14 protein-coding genes are annotated in these 16,329 nt (G+C 70.8%); 4 read left to right on the top strand and 10 right to left on the bottom strand.

All coding sequences use genetic code 11. The features are described 5' to 3' along the window. Positions 1–15 precede the first annotated feature (15 nt). The 9 genes from ACIQZN_RS03990 to ACIQZN_RS03950 all read right to left on the bottom strand — a co-directional run bounded on the left by ACIQZN_RS03990 (position 16) and on the right by ACIQZN_RS03950 (position 11,509). Complete coding sequence (locus ACIQZN_RS03990; protein ID WP_403988106.1) at positions 16–1,026, bottom strand: ABC transporter ATP-binding protein; 1,011 nt, start codon at positions 1,024–1,026, stop codon at positions 16–18. Next, a complete protein-coding gene (locus tag ACIQZN_RS03985; RefSeq protein ID WP_403988103.1) occupies positions 1,023–2,009 on the bottom strand; it encodes an ABC transporter permease in 987 nt (328 codons plus the stop codon). Before ACIQZN_RS03985 ends, ACIQZN_RS03990 begins: the two co-directional genes overlap by 4 nt. A 3-nt stretch (positions 2,010–2,012) precedes the next feature. Then, entirely contained in the window at positions 2,013–2,993 is a 981-nt protein-coding gene (locus ACIQZN_RS03980) for an ABC transporter permease (RefSeq protein WP_403988100.1), read from the bottom strand. Then, on the bottom strand, positions 2,990–4,051 hold the full coding sequence (locus ACIQZN_RS03975) for an ABC transporter ATP-binding protein (protein WP_403988097.1): 1,062 nt from the start codon (positions 4,049–4,051) through the stop codon (positions 2,990–2,992). The genes ACIQZN_RS03980 and ACIQZN_RS03975 overlap by 4 nt, the downstream gene beginning before the upstream one ends. 24 nt (positions 4,052–4,075) lie before the next feature. Further along, entirely contained in the window at positions 4,076–5,752 is a 1,677-nt protein-coding gene (locus ACIQZN_RS03970; RefSeq protein WP_403988094.1) for an ABC transporter substrate-binding protein, read from the bottom strand. Between the two features lie 130 nt (positions 5,753–5,882). Further along, positions 5,883–6,857, bottom strand: a complete 975-nt coding sequence (locus ACIQZN_RS03965) for a LacI family DNA-binding transcriptional regulator (RefSeq protein WP_403988091.1) — start codon at positions 6,855–6,857, stop codon at positions 5,883–5,885. Between the two features lie 346 nt (positions 6,858–7,203). Next, complete coding sequence (gene cimA / locus ACIQZN_RS03960) at positions 7,204–8,811, bottom strand: citramalate synthase (protein ID WP_403988088.1); 1,608 nt, start codon at positions 8,809–8,811, stop codon at positions 7,204–7,206. Between the two features lie 341 nt (positions 8,812–9,152). After that, complete coding sequence (locus ACIQZN_RS03955; RefSeq protein ID WP_403988085.1) at positions 9,153–10,238, bottom strand: branched-chain amino acid aminotransferase; 1,086 nt, start codon at positions 10,236–10,238, stop codon at positions 9,153–9,155. A 230-nt stretch (positions 10,239–10,468) separates the two neighbouring features. Beyond that, positions 10,469–11,509, bottom strand: coding sequence for a 3-isopropylmalate dehydrogenase (locus ACIQZN_RS03950; RefSeq protein WP_403988082.1), 1,041 nt, complete (start codon positions 11,507–11,509; stop codon positions 10,469–10,471). A gap of 129 nt (positions 11,510–11,638) precedes the next feature. Between ACIQZN_RS03950 and ACIQZN_RS03945 the strand changes: the two genes are divergently transcribed. Then, positions 11,639–13,204, top strand: a complete 1,566-nt coding sequence (locus tag ACIQZN_RS03945; protein ID WP_403988079.1) for a purple acid phosphatase family protein — start codon at positions 11,639–11,641, stop codon at positions 13,202–13,204. Positions 13,205–13,213: 9 nt separating this feature from the next. On the opposite strand, the gene ACIQZN_RS03940 is transcribed toward ACIQZN_RS03945, so the two are convergent. Then, complete coding sequence (locus ACIQZN_RS03940) at positions 13,214–13,345, bottom strand: hypothetical protein (protein WP_265540900.1); 132 nt, start codon at positions 13,343–13,345, stop codon at positions 13,214–13,216. A 328-nt stretch (positions 13,346–13,673) separates the two neighbouring features. Between ACIQZN_RS03940 and ACIQZN_RS03935 the strand changes: the two genes are divergently transcribed. Genes ACIQZN_RS03935 through ACIQZN_RS03925 form a run of 3 tightly spaced genes read left to right on the top strand, consistent with a single transcriptional unit; the run spans position 13,674 to position 16,311 of the window. After that, positions 13,674–14,246 (top strand): CDP-alcohol phosphatidyltransferase family protein, encoded by a 573-nt coding sequence (locus tag ACIQZN_RS03935; RefSeq protein WP_403988075.1) that lies wholly within the window; start codon positions 13,674–13,676, stop codon positions 14,244–14,246. Then, entirely contained in the window at positions 14,243–15,103 is an 861-nt protein-coding gene (locus ACIQZN_RS03930) for a phosphatidate cytidylyltransferase (RefSeq protein WP_403988072.1), read from the top strand. Before ACIQZN_RS03935 ends, ACIQZN_RS03930 begins: the two co-directional genes overlap by 4 nt. After that, a complete protein-coding gene (locus ACIQZN_RS03925) occupies positions 15,100–16,311 on the top strand; it encodes a lysophospholipid acyltransferase family protein (protein ID WP_403988069.1) in 1,212 nt (403 codons plus the stop codon). The genes ACIQZN_RS03930 and ACIQZN_RS03925 overlap by 4 nt, the downstream gene beginning before the upstream one ends. Positions 16,312–16,329 lie beyond the last annotated feature (18 nt).

The raw sequence follows: 16,329 nt of genomic DNA, 5'->3' as shown, positions 1-16,329 counted from the left end.
GGCGGCCGGCGGGGGCTAGACGCGGGCGGCGGTGGCCGGGGCCTCGTGGTGGAGCCAGCAGGCCACCGAGCGGGAGCCGTCCGTCCCGGGCGCCGCGAGCACCGGGACGTGGGTGTCGCAGCCCTCGACCTTCTTGGCGCAGCGGGGGTGGAAGGCGCAGCCGGAGGGCATCGACGAGAGGTGCGGGGGCGATCCGGGGATGCCGCTGAGTTCGCGGCGGGGCCCGTGCAGCGCGGGGAAGGAGTGCAGCAGCCCGGCGCTGTACGGGTGGTGCGGGTCGCGGTAGATCTCGGTGGCGCCCGCCTCCTCCACGATCCGGCCGCCGTACATGATCGCGATCCGGTCGGAGAACTCGATCAGCAGCGAGATGTCATGGGTGATGAAGACGACCGAGAAGCCGAGCTCCTCGCGGAGCCGGACCAGCTGGCGCAGGATCTGCCGCTGCATGACCACGTCGAGCGCGGTCGTCGGCTCGTCCATGATCACGACCTCGGGTTCCAGGGCGAGCGCCATCGCGATCATCACGCGCTGGCGCATGCCGCCGGACAGCTGGTGCGGGTAGGCGCCGAGCCGGTCCGGGGAGATCCCGACGAGGCTGAGGAGCTCGCGGGCCCGGGCGGTGCGGTCGGCCTTCTTCATCTCCGGGCGGTGCGCCTGGAGTACGTCGGTGAGCTGGGCGTGGACCGTGTAGACGGGGTTCAGCGAGTTCATCGCGCCCTGGAAGACGATGGACAGCTCCTGCCAGCGGAAGGCGCGCAGCTCCGCCGCCGACATGGCGAGCAGGTCCATGGCCTGGCCGTCGCGCCCGTGGTAGTGGACCTCGCCGCCGGTGATGACGCCGGGCGGGGAGAGGAGCCGGGTGACCGCGTAGGCCAGGGTGGACTTGCCGGAGCCGGACTCGCCGGCGAGGCCGAGGACCTCGCCGCGGTGCAGGGTGAGGTCGATGTCGCGCAGGGCGTGCACGGCGTCGGCGCCGGTCCCGTAGTCCACGTTGAGGCCGCTGATGGTGAGGACGGGCTCGCTCATGAGCGGGTCTCCTTGTGGCGCGGGGTGGTGCTGCCGGGGCGGGCCACCGGGGTGAAGCCGACGCGCATCTTGACCTTCTTGGAGCCGCCGGTCTCGGTGCGCAGGCGCGGGTTGACGAATTCGTCGATGCCGAAGTTGATGAGGGCGAGGGACATGCCGAGCAGGGCGATGCAGAGCCCGGCCGGGACGAACCACCACCAGGCGCCCTGGGCCAGTGCCTGGCTGGACTGCGCCCAGAACAGGACGGTCCCCCAGTTCCAGTTCGAGATGTCGGCGACGCCGATGAAGGCGAGGGTGATCTCGGAGAGGATCGCGAAGATGACCGTGCCGACGAAGCCGGAGGCGATGACGGCGGTGAGGTTCGGCATCACCTCGAAGAGGATGATCCGCCAGGTCGGCTCGCCCGTGGCGCGGGCCGCCTCCACATAGTCGCGGCGGCGCAGCGACAGGGTCTGGGCGCGCAGGACGCGGGCGCCCCAGGCCCAGGAGGTGAGGGCGATGACGAAGGCGATGAGCAGGTCGCCGGCGTCCGTGACGAAGCTGGCGATGATGATGATCAGCGGCAGTCCGGGGATGACCAGGAAGACGTTGGACAGCAGCGACAGCGCCTCGTCGGCCAGTCCGCCGAGGAAGCCGGCGGTGACGCCGATCAGCACGGACAGGGCGGTGGCGAGGATGCCCGCGACGAAGCCGACGACGAGCACGCCCCGGGTGCCGACCAGGATCTGCGAGAGCACGTCCTGACCGGTCTGCGTGGTGCCGAACCAGTGCGACCCGGAGGGGGCCTCCAGCAGGTCCTGGCTCATCGCGCTGGGGTCGTACGGGGCGATCCACGGGCCGATGATCGCGATCAGCACGAAGAAGAGCAGGATGCCCAGGCCGATGGCGGTCTTCCGGCCGCGCAGGAACCGGAACTTGCGCTTGCTCGCTGCCGGGGTTTCGGCGGCATCGAGTACGGCGACCTCGGTGGCGGTGACGGCCATCTCCTACGCCTCCCTTCGGGTACGGGGGTCGAGGAGCATGTAAAGGATGTCGGCGAGGAGGTTCGCCGCCAGGACGGAGAGCGTGATGATGAGGAAGATGCCCTGCATGAGGGGGTAGTCCTTGGCGCCCACGCCCTGGAAGAGCTGGTAGCCGATGCCCGGGTAGGAGAAGACCATCTCCACCAGGAGCGTGCCGCCGACGATGAAGCCGAGCGAGAGGGCGAACCCGGAGATGTTGGGCAGGATCGCGTTGCGTGCGGCGTAACCGAACATCACCCGGCGCTCGGAGAGGCCCTTGGCCTGGGCGACCATGACGTAGTCCTCGCTGGACACCGTCACCATCATGTTCCGCATGCCGAGGATCCAGCCGGCGATCGCGCTGAGGACGATCGTGAAGCCGGGCAGCACCCCGTGGTAGAGCGCGCTGGAGATGAACGGCCAGTCGAAGGCGGGCACCAGCGAGTTGTCGTAGCCGCCGTCGGCCGGGAAGAGCGGCCACTTCACGGCGAACAGCGAGATCGCGATGAGCCCGAGCCAGAAGTACGGGATGGACGAGATGAAGGTGGTGACGGGGAGCAGGTTGTCCATCCAGGAACCGCGCCGCCAGCCCGTGAAGACCCCGATGCCGGTGCCGAGCAGGAAGCTGATCAGCGTGGTGATCCCGACGAGCGCCAGCGTCCAGGGCAGCGACTGCGCGATGACCTCGCTGACCGGGGTCGGGAAGAAGGTGAACGACAGGCCGAGGTCGCCGTGGAAGAGGTGCGCCCAGTAGTCGGTGTACTGCTCCCAGATCGACTGCTTCTTGTCGAGGCCGAAGAGGGCCTTCAGCGAGTCGATGGCGCTGGTGTCCAGCTGGCCCTGGAAGCGGGCGATGAGCGCCTGGACGGGGTCGCCGGGCATCAGGCGCGGGATGAGGAAGTTGATCGTGATGGCGGCCCAGGCCGTGACCAGGTAGAAGGCGAGCCGTTGGAGCAGGAACTTCACTTCGCAGCCTCCTTCTCGTGGTCGTCGGTGCGGGCGGTGCCGGTGCCGTCGTAGAGCCAGCAGGCGGCCCACTGGCCGTCGGCCAGGTCGAACCGGGGCGGCAGCTCGGTGCGGCAGCGCTCCATCGCCTTGGGGCAGCGGGGGTGGAAGCGGCAGCCGGCGGGCGGGGCGATGAGCGACGGGGGCTCACCCGTGCCCTGGTCCTCCGGCTCGTCCTCGGCGGCCTGCCGGTCGGGGTGCGGCGCGGAGGCGATGAGCAGCTGGGTGTAGGGGTGTGCGGGGCGCTGGGTGACGGTCTCGCTGTCACCGCCCTCGACGATGCGGCCCGCGTACATCACCAGGGTGGTGTCCGCGAAGTAGCGGGCGGACGCGATGTCGTGGGTGATGTAGAGGATCGCGAGGTGCAGCCGGTCCTTGAGGTCCTTGAGCAGGTTGAGCACCCCGAGCCGGATGGACACGTCCAGCATCGAGACCGGCTCGTCGGCCAGGAGGACCTGGGGGTCGGCGCCGAGCGCGCGGGCGATGGCCACGCGCTGGCGCTGACCGCCCGACAGCTCGTGCGGGAACTTGTCCAGGTACTGATGAGGAGGAGTCAGCTGGACGCGGTTCAGCAGAGCGGTCAGGTTCTGTTCCAGTTCCGCCTCGCCGTTGCCCGCCCGGCCGTGGATCTTCAGCGACCGGGTCAGGTGGTAGCGCACGGTGTGCACGGGGTTCAGCGAGGCGAACGGGTCCTGGAAGATGAGCTGGACCCGGCGTACGTAACTGCGGAAGGACCGGCCACGTCCGGCCTTCACCGGCTGCCCGTTCAGGTGGATCTCGCCCGAGGTGAGCGGATACAGCTGCGCGAGCAGTCTGGCGACGGTGGACTTCCCGGAGCCCGACTCCCCCACCAGTGCCGTGACGGTGCCGCGCCGCAGTTGCAGCGAGGCGTCGTCCACGGCGTGGACGGTACGGCGTGTGCGCGCGAGGAGGTCGCGGGCGTTGCGCCGCACGGCGAAGTGCTTGGTGACTCCGCGTGCTTCGAGCACGATGTGGTTGTTCTCTGGCTGTTCAGACATGGCCGGTACCTGATCCCTGCTGTACTACTTGGCGGGCTTGAGATTCAGCACGACTTCCAGCGAGGTGCGCTGGGTGTGCTGCGGGTCCGCGTACGGGTTGTCCTCGGTGGGCCAGCCCACCCAGTTCTTCGTGGAGTACTCCGCCCCGACGGGTGCCGCCGCGGTCGGGATCATCGGCGCCTGCTCGACCATGATGTTCTGGAGGGTGTCCATCGCCTGCTTGCGGGCGGTGTCCGTGGTGGCCTGGGCGAAGTCCTTCAGCGCCTCGGTCGCCTCGGTGCTCTTGAAGCGGCCGAAGTTGCCGGACTGCGAGGGCTTGCCGATGGGCTGGAGCAGGGCGCCGTCCATGATGTTCTGGTACATGTCGTACGGGGTGGCGCCGCTGTTGGTCCAGTGCAGGGTGGCGTCGAAGTTGCCGTTGGCGACGTCCGCGTTCCAGGAGTCGGCGGTCTGCGTCTTGACCTTGGCGTCGATGCCGATCTTCTTGAAGTTGTCCTTGATGATCGACAGGCCGGTGATGTAGTCGTTCCAGCCGGCCGGGTCGGTGAGGGTGAGCTTCACCGGCTTGCCGTCGGGGTCCTTGAGGACGCCGCCGCTGAGCGTGAAGCCGGCCTTCTCCAGGACCTGCTGGGCGCCCGCGACGTCCGGCTTGGTGGTGGCCTTCTTGTACGTGTCGGAGATGAAGGACTCACCGGCGGGCAGCGGGATGCCGGTGGGGTTGGTGATCTCCGGGTACAGGGTCGCCTCGGCCTGGGTGTAGATGGCGTTGCGGTCGACGACCATCGCCATGGCCTTGCGGAGCGCCGCGTTGTCGAACGGCTTGCGCGCGGTGTTGATCCACAGGCCGTGGATGCCGAGGCCCGAGGGGAACCACAGCTTGTGGTTCTTCGGGTCCTTGTCGATGAACAGCTTCTTGAAGTCGGGCATGAAGACGAACGACCACTCCAGCTTGCCGCTGGCCAGCGCGGTGGTCGCCGCGTTGTTGTCGTTGTAGGTGCTGTACCGCAGCTCCTTGACCTTGGTCGAGCCCTTCCAGTAGGTGGGCGTCGCGGTCAGGGTGGTGGTCTGCGGCGTGAAGGTCTTCAGCTTGTACGGGCCGGAGCCGACGGGGGTCCGGTTCGGCCAGGTCTCCGGGTTCTTGACCTTCTCCCAGATGTGCTTCGGCACGATGTACTGCTGGAGGATCTTGTTCTGGTTGACGTACTGCGAGCTGTTGAAGGTCAGGATGACCTTCTTGTCCTTGACCTCGACACCGCCCCACTGGATGCCGTCGGCGTTGAGCGCCGGGTGCTTCTTCAGCAGGTTGAAGGTGTACGCCACGTCGTCGGCGGTCAGCGGCTTGCCGTCGGCCCACTTCGCGCGCTCGTCGATGGTGAGGGTGACCTTCTGGAAGTTGAGGTCCCACTTCCAGTCGGTCGCCAGCCACGGGTCGGGCTTTTCGGCGGGCTTGATCTGGCGGACCATCGCCAGCGGCTCGTAGATCATCCAGCGGTAGCCGAGGGTGGCGCCGGCCGAGGTGTTGAGGAACGGGTTGCTGTTGTTCGTCTGCGGCCCGTCCGGCTTGCCGATGTTCAGGACGCCCGAAGCGGCGCTGCCGCCGTTCTTGTTGTGGTTCGAGTTGGCCGAGGAACAGCCTGCGGCGAGTGCGACCACTGCGGTGGCGAGCGCGGCGGCTCTCAGCGTGTGACGGCGTGCGGACATAACGACTCCAGGAGGGACTGGCGGGTCTTGGGATCCGGAAACGGGCAGCGCTGGGCGCGCCTTGGTACGGCTGTGCGGGTGGTGCGGGTGCGGTGTGGGTGCGGTGTGGGCCTGGGGGTGCCCTTGTCCGCTAGGGCGCCGAGTGGCGCACGACCAATTCGGTGGGGAGCACGACCGGGGTGTCCGGTGCGAGCGTGCCGCCCAGGTGGGAGAGGAGCATCCGAGCGGCCATCTCACCCATCTGCCGGGTGGGCTGGCGCACGGTGGTCAGGGGCGGTTCGGTGTGCTCGGACATCGGGATGTCGTCGAAGCCGACGACCGCGATGTCCCCGGGCACGGTCTTCCCCGCGGCGCGCAACGCCCGCAGCACGCCTGCCGCGGTGATGTCGTTGTGGGCGAAGACCGAGTCGAACTCCGTGCCCGAGGCGAGGAGTTCCTCCACGGCCAGCCGGCCGGACAGTTCGGTGAAGTCCCCGAGGACCACGTGTTCCGTGGGGAGGACCGAGACGAACCCGGCCAGCCGGTCCCGTACGCAGCCGAAGTGCGCGGGGCCGGTGATCACGACGGGCCTGGTGCGACCGGCGTCCCGCAGATGACGGGCGGCCGACGCGCCTCCTTCGTGGTTGGTGGTCACGACGGAGGGGAATTCGGGGTGGTGGCCGCGATCGTCGATGAGCACGATCGGCAGGCCGTCGCGGTGCAGTTCCGTGAGGTGGTCCAGGGTGTTCTCGGGTTCCACCACCACCAGGCCGTCGAAGGCCCGCGCCGACACCTGGCTGGTGAAGCGCTCGACGGACTCGGCCCCGCGATTGCAGGTGAACAGCAGCAGCCCGTAGTCGGCCGCCTCGACGGTGTCGACCACGCCCTGGAGCAGTTCGCCCATCCAGGGCCAGGTCAGCGAGGGCACCAGCATGCCGACCGTACGGCTGCTGCCGCGGGCCAGACCGACGGCGCCCGAGCTGGGCACGTAACCGAGCTGCGCGATCACTTCGCGAACGCGCGCGGCCGTCGAACCGTCCACCTCGCCCTTGGTGTTGATGACCCGGGACACGGTCGTCTTGCTGACGCCGGCCTCGCGGGCGACATCAGCGATGGTGACGCGCATCGGGGCCTCCAGGACACAACGGGACAGAGAGAACGGCCGCAACGGCCGGCGATGGAACCGGTACCGCAACCGGTTCCGGAACCGGTACCGGCGTTGGTGGCGTGAGTTAACCCCGCAGAAACACCGCCGTCAATACTTCACGTCGAGATTGGTCCGTACCCATCTGATAACGAGAAGAACACGGTCCTTACGTTCAACTCCTGAACGCAAAGACCTCTTGACGCGAGCACGTGAATCCCGTTCACTCAGTCCCCGTACGGGGCCGTACACGCGAACGCCCCCGTCCGCCCTGCCGGTTGAGGCGGGCGGACGGGGGCGGGCGTGTGCGGGAGACGGCCCCGTGCGGTCAGTCGGTCGGTTCGAGGCCGGCGCGCAGCAGCCCGTAGGTGTACGCGTCCTCCAGCGCCTGCCAGGACGCGGAGATGATGTTCTCGGCGACCCCGACGGTCGACCACTCGGCGGTCCCGTCACCGGTGGTGATCAGGACACGGGTGGTCGAGTCTGTGCCGGTACGGCCCTCCAGGATGCGGACCTTGTAGTCCGTGAGCTCCAGCTTGGCGAGCTGCGGGTAGATCCGCTCCAGAGCCACGCGCAGCGCCCGGTCCAGGGCGTTCACCGGTCCGTTCCCCTCGGCCGTGGCGACGATCCGCTCGCCCTTGGCCCACAGCTTCACGGTCGCCTCGTTGGCGTGGGTGCCGTCGGGGCGGTCCTCCACGATGGCCCGCCAGGACTCGATGCGGAAGTAGCGCCGCACCCGGCCCTCGGCCTCGGCGCGCAGCAGCAGTTCGAAGGAGGCGTCGGCGGCCTCGTACGTGTAGCCCTTGAGCTCGCGCTCCTTGACCCGGGCGACGACCCGGGCGACCAGCTCCCGGTCGCCCCCGAGGTCGATGCCGAGCTCGTCGCTCTTCAGCTCGATGGAGGCCCGCCCGGCCATGTCGGAGACCAGCATCCGCATGGTGTTGCCGACGAGGGCGGGGTCGATGTGCTGGTAGAGGTCCGGGTCCACCTTGATCGCGGAGGCGTGCAGCCCGGCCTTGTGCGCGAAGGCCGAGACACCGACGTACGGCTGGTGCGTGGAGGGGGTCAGGTTGACCACCTCGGCGATGGCGTGCGAGACGCGGGTCATGTCGGCGAGGGCGCCGTCCGGGAGGACCCGCTTGCCGTACTTGAGCTCCAGCGCGGCGACGACCGGGAAGAGGTTGGCGTTGCCCACGCGCTCGCCGTAGCCGTTGGCGGTGCACTGGACGTGCGTGGCGCCCGCGTCGACGGCGGCGAGGGTGTTGGCGACGGCGCAGCCCGTGTCGTCCTGGGCGTGGATGCCGAGCCGGGCGCCGGTGTCGGCGAGGACCGTGGAGACGACGGCCTGGATCTGGGCGGGGAGCATCCCGCCGTTGGTGTCGCAGAGGATGACCACGTCGGCGCCGGCCTCGGCGGCGGCCTTGACGACGGCCTTGGCGTACTCGGGGTTGGCGCGGTACCCGTCGAAGAAGTGCTCGCAGTCCACGAAGACCCGACGGCCCTGCTCGCGGAGGTGGGCGACGGTGTCGCGGACCATCTCCAGGTTCTCCTCCAGCGTGGTGCGCAGGGCGAGCTCCACGTGGCGGTCGTGGGACTTGGCGACCAGCGTGATCACCGGGGCGCCGGACTCCAGCAGCGCCTTGACCTGGGGGTCCGTCGCCGCCGAGCCGCCCGCCCTGCGGGTCGCGCCGAAGGCGACCAGCTCGGCGTTCTTGAACTCGATCTCCTGGCGGGCGCGGGCGAAGAACTCGGTGTCGCGGGGGTTGGCGCCGGGCCAGCCGCCCTCGATGAAGCCGACGCCGAACTCGTCCAGGTGCCGGGCGATGGTCAGTTTGTCGGCGACCGTCAGGTTGATGCCTTCACGCTGTGAACCGTCGCGCAGCGTGGTGTCGAAGACGTGGAAGCTGTCGTCGGTGGGCTTGGCCTTGGTGGTCATTGCTGGTCTGACTCCTGTCGGATGAGTGGATCCGGACGATCTGGCTCCACTTGCCCCCATCATCCCGTGCGCCGCGTTCCCCGGCCGAGGTGGAGGCCGGAAAACAAAAAAGCCCCTCGCGGGTGCGAGAGGTCTGCGCGCGGGTCTGGGGCACGGTGGCCGTGCCGTACGTGGTGGTACGGAACGGTCACTGCGGACCGGCGCGCCTGCTGCCAATAATCATGACGAACGAGGACACGGAAGCAGTCTGGCACAGGACCGCCGCCGCGAACCGCCCGTCTCAGGATGCGGGCGTACGGAGAGCCCCCGGCGAGACACCGGGGGCTCTCCGTACGGGCTGGTTACGCCAGGGAGTGCATCCAGCCGTGGGTGTCCTCGGCGGTGCCGCGCTGGATGTCGAGCAGGCGCTCGCGCAGCTTGAGGGTGACCGGGCCGGGGGTGCCGTCGCCCTGGGTCCACTCGCCGCCCGCGCTCTTCACCGTGCCGACGGGGGTGATGACGGCGGCGGTGCCGCAGGCGAAGACCTCGGTGAGGGTGCCGGCGGCGGTGTCCTCGCGCCACTGGTCGATGGAGACGCGGGACTCCTCGGAGGTGTGGCCGAGGTCACTCGCGAGCTTGAGCAGCGAGTCCCGGGTGATGCCGGCGAGCAGGGAGCCGGTGAGGGACGGGGTGACGATCCGGTCCCCGTACACGAAGTAGAGGTTCATGCCGCCCAGCTCCTCCACCCACTTGTGCTCGACGGCGTCGAGGTAGGCGACCTGGTCGCAGCCCTTGGCGGCGGCCTCGGCCTGGGCGAGGAGGGATGCGGCGTAGTTGCCGCCGGTCTTGGCGTCGCCCATGCCGCCCGGGACGGCGCGGACGCGGTCCTCGGAGAGCCAGATGGAGACGGGCTTCACACCGCCGGGGAAGTAGGCGCCGGCCGGCGAGGCGATGACCAGGAACAGGTACTCGTTGGCCGGGCGCACGCCGAGGCCGACCTCGGTCGCGATCATGAAGGGGCGCAGGTAGAGGGACTCCTCGCCGCCGTGGGCCGGGACCCAGGCCGCGTCCTGCTGGACGAGCGCGTCACAGGCCGCGACGAACGTCTCGACGGGCAGCTCCGGCATGGCGAGGCGGCGGGCGGAGGAGCGGAAGCGCTCGCCGTTGGCCTCGGGGCGGAAGGTGGCGACGGAGCCGTCGGGCTGGCGGTAGGCCTTCAGGCCCTCGAAGATCTCCTGGCCGTAGTGGAGCGTCATGTTGGCCGGGTCGATCGACAGCGGCGCGTACGGCACGAGCTGGGCGTCGTGCCAGCCGCGGCCTTCGGTCCACTTGATCGTCACCATGTGGTCGGTGAAGTAGCGGCCGAATCCGGGCTGGGCCAGGATCGCCTCGCGCTCCGCGTCGGACAGCGGGTTCGAGGAGGGCTTGAGCTCGATCGTGGTCGTCATGAGTGCGTGTCCTTCACCGTGATGTGTGTGTAGGACCGCGTGCACGCCTTCAACTGCTAGGACGTCCGAGCTTCGCTGCGAGCCACGGCCCCGTTCGATTATCTCTCGAAGGCTGCCGTGCACGAAATGGCGTGAATGCGGTCCAGGGTTCGATGGTGACACCCGGGGCCGCACAGGAGAAGCCGCCGGGTGCGTCTGCGACCCGGCGGCTTCGTGGTGGAGTCGTCGGGTCAGCCCGCTACGCGTACCGCGAGGGCGTCGCCGATCTCGTCGGTCGTACGGGCGGTCCCGTCGCGCTCCGCGAGGTCGGCGGAGACGGCGTCCTCGATGCGCACGGCCTCGGCCTCGTAGCCGAGGTGGCGCAGCAGGAGGGCGACGGAGAGGATCGTGGCGGTCGGGTCGGCCTTGCCCTGCCCCGCGATGTCGGGGGCGGAGCCGTGGACCGGCTCGAACATCGACGGGAAGGCACCCGTCGGGTTGATGTTGCCGGAGGCGGCCAGGCCGATGCCGCCGGAGACGGCCGCGGCGAGGTCGGTGAGGATGTCGCCGAAGAGGTTGTCGGTGACGATGACGTCGAAGCGCTCCGGCTGCGTGACGAAGAAGATCGTCGCGGCGTCGACGTGCAGGTAGTCGGTGGTGACCTGCGGGTACTCCGCGGCGACCCGGTCGAAGATGTTCTTCCACAGGTGGCCCGCGTAGACCAGGACGTTGTTCTTGTGGACCAGCGTCAGCTTCTTGCGGGGGCGGGCGGCGGCGCGCTCGAAGGCGTCCCGGACGACCCGCTCGACACCGAAGGCGGTGTTGAGGCTGACCTCGGTGGCGACCTCGTGCTCCGTGCCGGTGCGCAGCGAGCCGCCGTTGCCGGTGTACGGGCCCTCGGTGCCCTCGCGGACGACGACGAAGTCGATGTCCGGACGGCCGGCGAGCGGGGTCTCGGTGTTCGGGAAGAGCTTCGACGGCCGCAGGTTGATGAAGTGGTCGAAGGCGAAGCGCAGCTTCAGCAGCAGCCCCCGCTCCAGGACGCCGGAGGGCACGGACGGGTCGCCGATCGCGCCGAGCAGGATGGCGTCGTGCCCCTTGAGGGCGTCGAGCTCCGCGTCGGGGAGGGTCTCACCGGTACGGTGCCAGCGCTGGGCGCCGAGGTCGTACTCCTTGGTCTCCAGCTTCACATCCTGCGGGAGAACAGCGTTGAGGACCTTGAGGCCCTGGGAGACGACCTCCTGGCCGATACCGTCGCCGGGGATCACTGCGAGATTGATGCTGCGAGACATGGTGGCACCCTACTGCTCGTCCCACCCCATGACACGTCCCGTCCACCATACGGACACATGATCATCTGTACGTGTACCGTTCACCTATTCGACGGGATGCCGTCAGCCGGGCGGTGGAGGTTGTCGCCCATGGACATCCCCCGCTTCGGCATCCCCGAGAAACTCGCCGGCCGCATGACCATGGCCGAGCAGCACGACTACCTCCGCACCCGGCTCACCCGCCGCGGGGCGCTGCGCACCGGCGTGGCGACCGCCGCCGTGGCCGGCGCCGGGATCGGCCTCGCCTCCTCCCCCGCGTACGCGGCCCCCACCGTACTCACCTCGCACAGCACCACCCGCGTCGACGGCGCGCTGGTGGCGCCCTTCGGCCGGCACCTGGCGTACGGGGCCGACCCGAGGACGCAGATGGCGGTCTCCTGGCAGGTGCCGTTCGCGGTGCGCCGCCCGTACATCCGCATCGGGCTCAAGCCGTGGGCGCTGAGCCGGCGGATCGACGCGGAGGTGCGCCACCTGACCACGCCGCAGCTGAACAACGGCAAGATCGCGGCGGCCGAGCAGTTCTACGTCCACGCGTCCCTGGAGCGGCTGAAGCCCGGCACCACGTACTACTACGGCGTCGGACACGAGGGCTTCGACCCGGCGGACGCGCGCAACCTGGGCACGCTCGGCACCTTCACCACCGCGCCGGCGCGGGCGGAGAACTTCACCTTCACCGCCTTCGGCGACCAGGGCGTCAGCTACCACGCGCTCGGCAACGACCAGCTGATCCTGGGCCAGAACCCGGCCTTCCACCTGCACGCCGGGGACATCTGCTACGCGGACCCGTCGGGCTCCGGGCAGACCACCGACACCTATGACGCGCGCACCTGGGACCAGTTCCTGGCGCAGACGGAGACGGTCTCCAAGACCGTGCCGTGGATGGTGACGACCGGCAACCACGACATGGAGGCGTGGTACTCGCCGGACGGCTACGGCGGCCAGAACGCGCGCTGGACCCTGCCGGACAACGGCCCGGACCCGGTGAACCAGCCCGGCGCCTACTCCTTCGTCCACGGCAACGTGGGCGTGATCGCGCTCGACGCCAACGACGTCAGCTACGAGATCCCCGCCAACTTCGGCATCAGCGGCGGCCGGCAGACCCGCTGGCTGGACCGGCGCCTCGGCGAGCTGCGGGCCCGCCGGGACATCGACTTCCTGGTGGTCTTCTTCCACCACTGCGCCTTCTCCACGACCAACGCGCACGCCTCGGACGGCGGGGTGCGGGACGCCTGGGTGCCGCTCTTCGAGAAGCACCAGGTGGACCTGGTCATCAACGGGCACAACCACGTCTACGAGCGCACCGACGCGATCCTGAAGAACGCCGTCAAGCGCCCGGTGCCGATCGGCGAGCGCACCGACCCCCGCCGGGACGGCATCGTCTATGTCACGGCGGGCGGCGCGGGCAAGGCGCTGTACGACTTCCCGGTGCCCGACAGCTACGAGGGCCACGTCGCGGACCAGGAGAGCGTGAACACGTACCACGTGGCCAAGGGCGGTACGAAGGCCGCCGAGACCGTGGAGTGGTCGCGGGTGCGGTACACCGGCTTCTCGTTCCTCGCGGTGGAGGTGGAGGCCGGACGGCACGCCCGGATGAAGGTCACCGCACTCGCCGAGTCGGGCGAGCGCATCGACCACTTCGAGATCAGCCGGGGCTAGGTATCCCGGTCAGTGACCGGTGGAGCCGCCGTTGTCCCTGCGGTCGAGGGCGCGCTGCAGGGCGGCGGCGGCAGCCCGGCGCTCCGACTCGGTCGGGCGGTGGGCGTGACGGACACGGCGGCGGGTGGTGGTCTCGGCCATGGTGGATCGACTCCTTGAGATCGCGAGGATTTCGAGATCGAACAGCGTGGGGTGATGTCGAGATCGTTGATTTCGAGGCGCCGGAAGGGGCGGGGAACGGGCGCCGCAGGGGTTGCCTGCGCAAGGGCGCGCGCTCTCGACCGCCAGTCGCTTGATCTAGCGAGACGTTCGGCTCCTACAAAGCTAGAACAGCCTGGCCGGTCTGTCTCCACAATTACTCGGACTTCCTACTATCTGAGACGGGGGCGCCCGGCCCGCGCACGTACTCAGGCCCGCCTGAGTACCGGTCCGCTGCCGAAACGGCTTGCTCCGCACGAGAGTTGCGGTCATGAACGGCCTCTACGCTCTCAAGCCCTGGTACGCGGACCGGCTCTCCGGCGTCCGTGCCTCGCTGGTCCGCCGTGAGGTGTCGCCCGACACCCTCACCGCCGCCGGGGTGGCCGCCGCGGCCGGGGCCGCCGCCGCCCTGGCCTGGCTGCCCGCCCCGGTCGCCGCCCTGCCGGTGGCCGTCCTGCTCGCGGCGCGGCTCGCCTTCGCCAACCTGGACGGGGCGCTCGCCCGGGACACCGGCCGCACCACCCGGCGCGGCGCCGTCCTCAACGAGCTGGGCGACCGGGTCGCCGACCTCCTCGTGCTGGCCGGCTTCCTGGCGCTCGCCCCGCTCTGGCTCGTCGCGCTGACGGGGCTCGCGGCCACGCTGCCCTCCTGGGTGTCGCTGGCCGGGGCCGCCGCCGGGGCGCCCCGCCGCAACGGGGGCCCGGTCGGCAAGACCGAGCGCTGCCTGCTCGTCGTGGTCGCCGCCGCGAGCGGCTGGGCCGTCCCGGTCCTGGCCGTGATCGCCGCCGGCTCCCTGCTCACCGCCGCGCTCCGGCTGGCCGGCCTCTGGCGGGAGCTCGCATGAGCGCCGTCCTGATCGCCGAGGAGGCCGCCGTCCGCGCGGTGCCGCTGGTCGCGGGCGTGCTGGGCGCGGGCGGGGTCGCCGTCGCGGTGCTGCCCGCCAAGGTCCGGATGCGCGCCGAGCTGCGCAGGCGGTGGCGGACCTGGGCGCTGGTGGCCCCGGTCTTCCTGGGCGCGTTCTTCCTGGGCGGCGGCGGCACGTACGCGCTGGCCGCCGGGCTCGGCGTGGTCGCGGCCGGGGAGTACGCCCGGATGGCGGGGCTGCGCCGGGGCGACCTGGGCGTGCTCGCGGTGGCGTCGGCGGTCCTTCCGGGGCTGGCCTGGCTCGCCCCGCACCTGCTGGACCTGCGGGCGGCGGCCCTGCTGCTCGTCGCGGCGGCGCTCCCCTCCGTGCTGGGCGGCGACGACCGCACGGGCTTCACCCGCACCGCCCGGACCGCCTTCGGGCTGCTGTGGATACCGCTCGCGCTGACCGGCCTGGTCACGCTCGGGGACACGGCGGTGGCGGTGGGCCTGGCGGTGGCGCTGGGCGATGTCGGCGCCTGGTGCGGCGGTACGGCGCTGGGGCGGCGCGGTCCGCTCGCCCGGCCGCTCTCGCCGCTCTCCCCGAACAAGACATGGGCCGGGGTGCTGGGCGCGGCCGCCGCCACCGGGGCGCTGCTGCTGGTGCTCGGCGCGTTCAGCCCGCCGCTGTGGGCGGCGGTCGTCGGCGGCTGCGTGCTCGGCGACCTCGTCGAGTCCATGGTCAAGCGCGAGTCCGGGGTGAAGGACGCGGGCAGCTGGCTGCCGGGCTTCGGCGGCCTGCTCGACCGGATCGACTCCCTGCTGGTGGCCCTCCTCCTGGCGATGGTGATGACGTGAAGCCTCTTGGAAGCACGCTTGTACGCACCTCCGCTGTCCTCCCGGTCCGCTCCCGGGCCGCGTCCGCGCTGCGGCGCGGCCTGTGGTGGGGCGTGCTCAGCCTCACCGGCGGCATCGAGCGGCGCGGCCGGCTGCCGCGCGGCGGCTGCGTGGTCGTCGCCAACCACAGCTCGCACGCGGACACGGCGGCGCTCCTGGCCGCGCTGGACGCCCGGCACAGCCCGGCGATCGGCGCGGCGGCGGACTACTGGTTCGCCTCTCCGTGGCGGCGCCGGATCTGCCGCAGGCTGGCGGCCGGCTTCCCGGTGCGGCGGGCGGGCGGCGGGATGGCGGACCTGCTGTCGATGACTGGTGAGCTGCGCGGGGGCCGCGCGGTCGTGCTCTTCCCTGAGGGCACCCGCGCCGAGGACGGCACCCTGGGCTCGTTCCACAAGGGCGCGCTGGTGCTGGCCGAGGAGGCGGGCGTCCCGGTCGTGCCGGTGGGCATCGCGGGCACGGACCGGTTGCTGCCCAAGCACGGGCGGCTCCGCTCGTCCCTGGTCCGGGTGACGGTCGGGGCGCCGCTGCCCTCCGGGGTGTCCCCCGAAGCGGCCCGGGACGCGGTGCGCGCGCTGCACGACCGCACGGCCGCCGAACCGCTGCGGGACTCCGCGATGCGCAGGCGGGTGGCCTCGGTGGTCACGTCCCGGGTGGGGCTGCCGCTGGCCTTCTGCTGGGCGTTCGCGGAGGCGCTGAGCTGGCCGCTGATGCCGGAGCTGCTGCTCGGCGTGGTGTGCGTGGCGGTACCGCGCGCGGCGCTGCGGATGTCGCTGGGCGCGCTGGCCGGGAGCCTGGTGGGCGGGCTGCTCGCACTGCACCTGGCGGCGGCGGGCGTGCAGCTGCCTGCCCCGCTGACCACGGACCGCATGCGGGCACAGGTGCGCGCGGAGCTGGCGGTGGAGGGGGCGTCGGCCGTCCGCCACCAGCCGTGGAACGGCATCCCCTTCAAGGTGTACGGGGCGGAGGCGGGGCGGGCTTCGGTGCCCGCGGCGGACTGGGTGGCCGCTTCGGCGGCGGCGCGGGGCTCGCGGACGCTGACCGTGGGGCTCGCGTTCGCCGCGTTCGGCCTGCTGCTGCGCCGCCACCGCCGACTGTACGGGCGCTACCTGGCGCTGCTCGGCGGCGGCTTCGCGGTCGGGCTCGGGCTGATCGTGCACGGGTGGGGCTGACCCGTACATGGAAACCGC

This window comes from Streptomyces sp. NPDC097595 (assembly GCF_044761525.1).
In the GTDB taxonomy this organism is placed as follows: domain Bacteria; phylum Actinomycetota; class Actinomycetes; order Streptomycetales; family Streptomycetaceae; genus Streptomyces; species Streptomyces drozdowiczii_A.
This window is presented reverse-complemented; position numbering and strand designations above follow the sequence as displayed.

Bases quoted from the DNA above. Each gene is read 5' to 3' on its own strand.
- ACIQZN_RS03990 (WP_403988106.1), bottom strand. From the start codon at position 1,026: ATGAGCGAGCCCGTCCTCACCATCAGCGGCCTCAACGTGGACTACGGG.
- ACIQZN_RS03985 (WP_403988103.1), bottom strand. From the start codon at position 2,009: ATGGCCGTCACCGCCACCGAGGTCGCCGTACTCGATGCCGCCGAAACC.
- ACIQZN_RS03975 (WP_403988097.1), bottom strand. From the start codon at position 4,051: ATGTCTGAACAGCCAGAGAACAACCACATCGTGCTCGAAGCACGCGGA.
- ACIQZN_RS03970 (WP_403988094.1), bottom strand. From the start codon at position 5,752: ATGTCCGCACGCCGTCACACGCTGAGAGCCGCCGCGCTCGCCACCGCA.
- ACIQZN_RS03965 (WP_403988091.1), bottom strand. From the start codon at position 6,857: ATGCGCGTCACCATCGCTGATGTCGCCCGCGAGGCCGGCGTCAGCAAG.
- cimA (WP_403988088.1), bottom strand. From the start codon at position 8,811: ATGACCACCAAGGCCAAGCCCACCGACGACAGCTTCCACGTCTTCGAC.
- ACIQZN_RS03955 (WP_403988085.1), bottom strand. From the start codon at position 10,238: ATGACGACCACGATCGAGCTCAAGCCCTCCTCGAACCCGCTGTCCGAC.
- ACIQZN_RS03950 (WP_403988082.1), bottom strand. From the start codon at position 11,509: ATGTCTCGCAGCATCAATCTCGCAGTGATCCCCGGCGACGGTATCGGC.
- ACIQZN_RS03945 (WP_403988079.1), top strand. From the start codon at position 11,639: ATGGACATCCCCCGCTTCGGCATCCCCGAGAAACTCGCCGGCCGCATG.
- ACIQZN_RS03940 (WP_265540900.1), bottom strand. From the start codon at position 13,345: ATGGCCGAGACCACCACCCGCCGCCGTGTCCGTCACGCCCACCGCCCG.
- ACIQZN_RS03935 (WP_403988075.1), top strand. From the start codon at position 13,674: ATGAACGGCCTCTACGCTCTCAAGCCCTGGTACGCGGACCGGCTCTCC.
- ACIQZN_RS03930 (WP_403988072.1), top strand. From the start codon at position 14,243: ATGAGCGCCGTCCTGATCGCCGAGGAGGCCGCCGTCCGCGCGGTGCCG.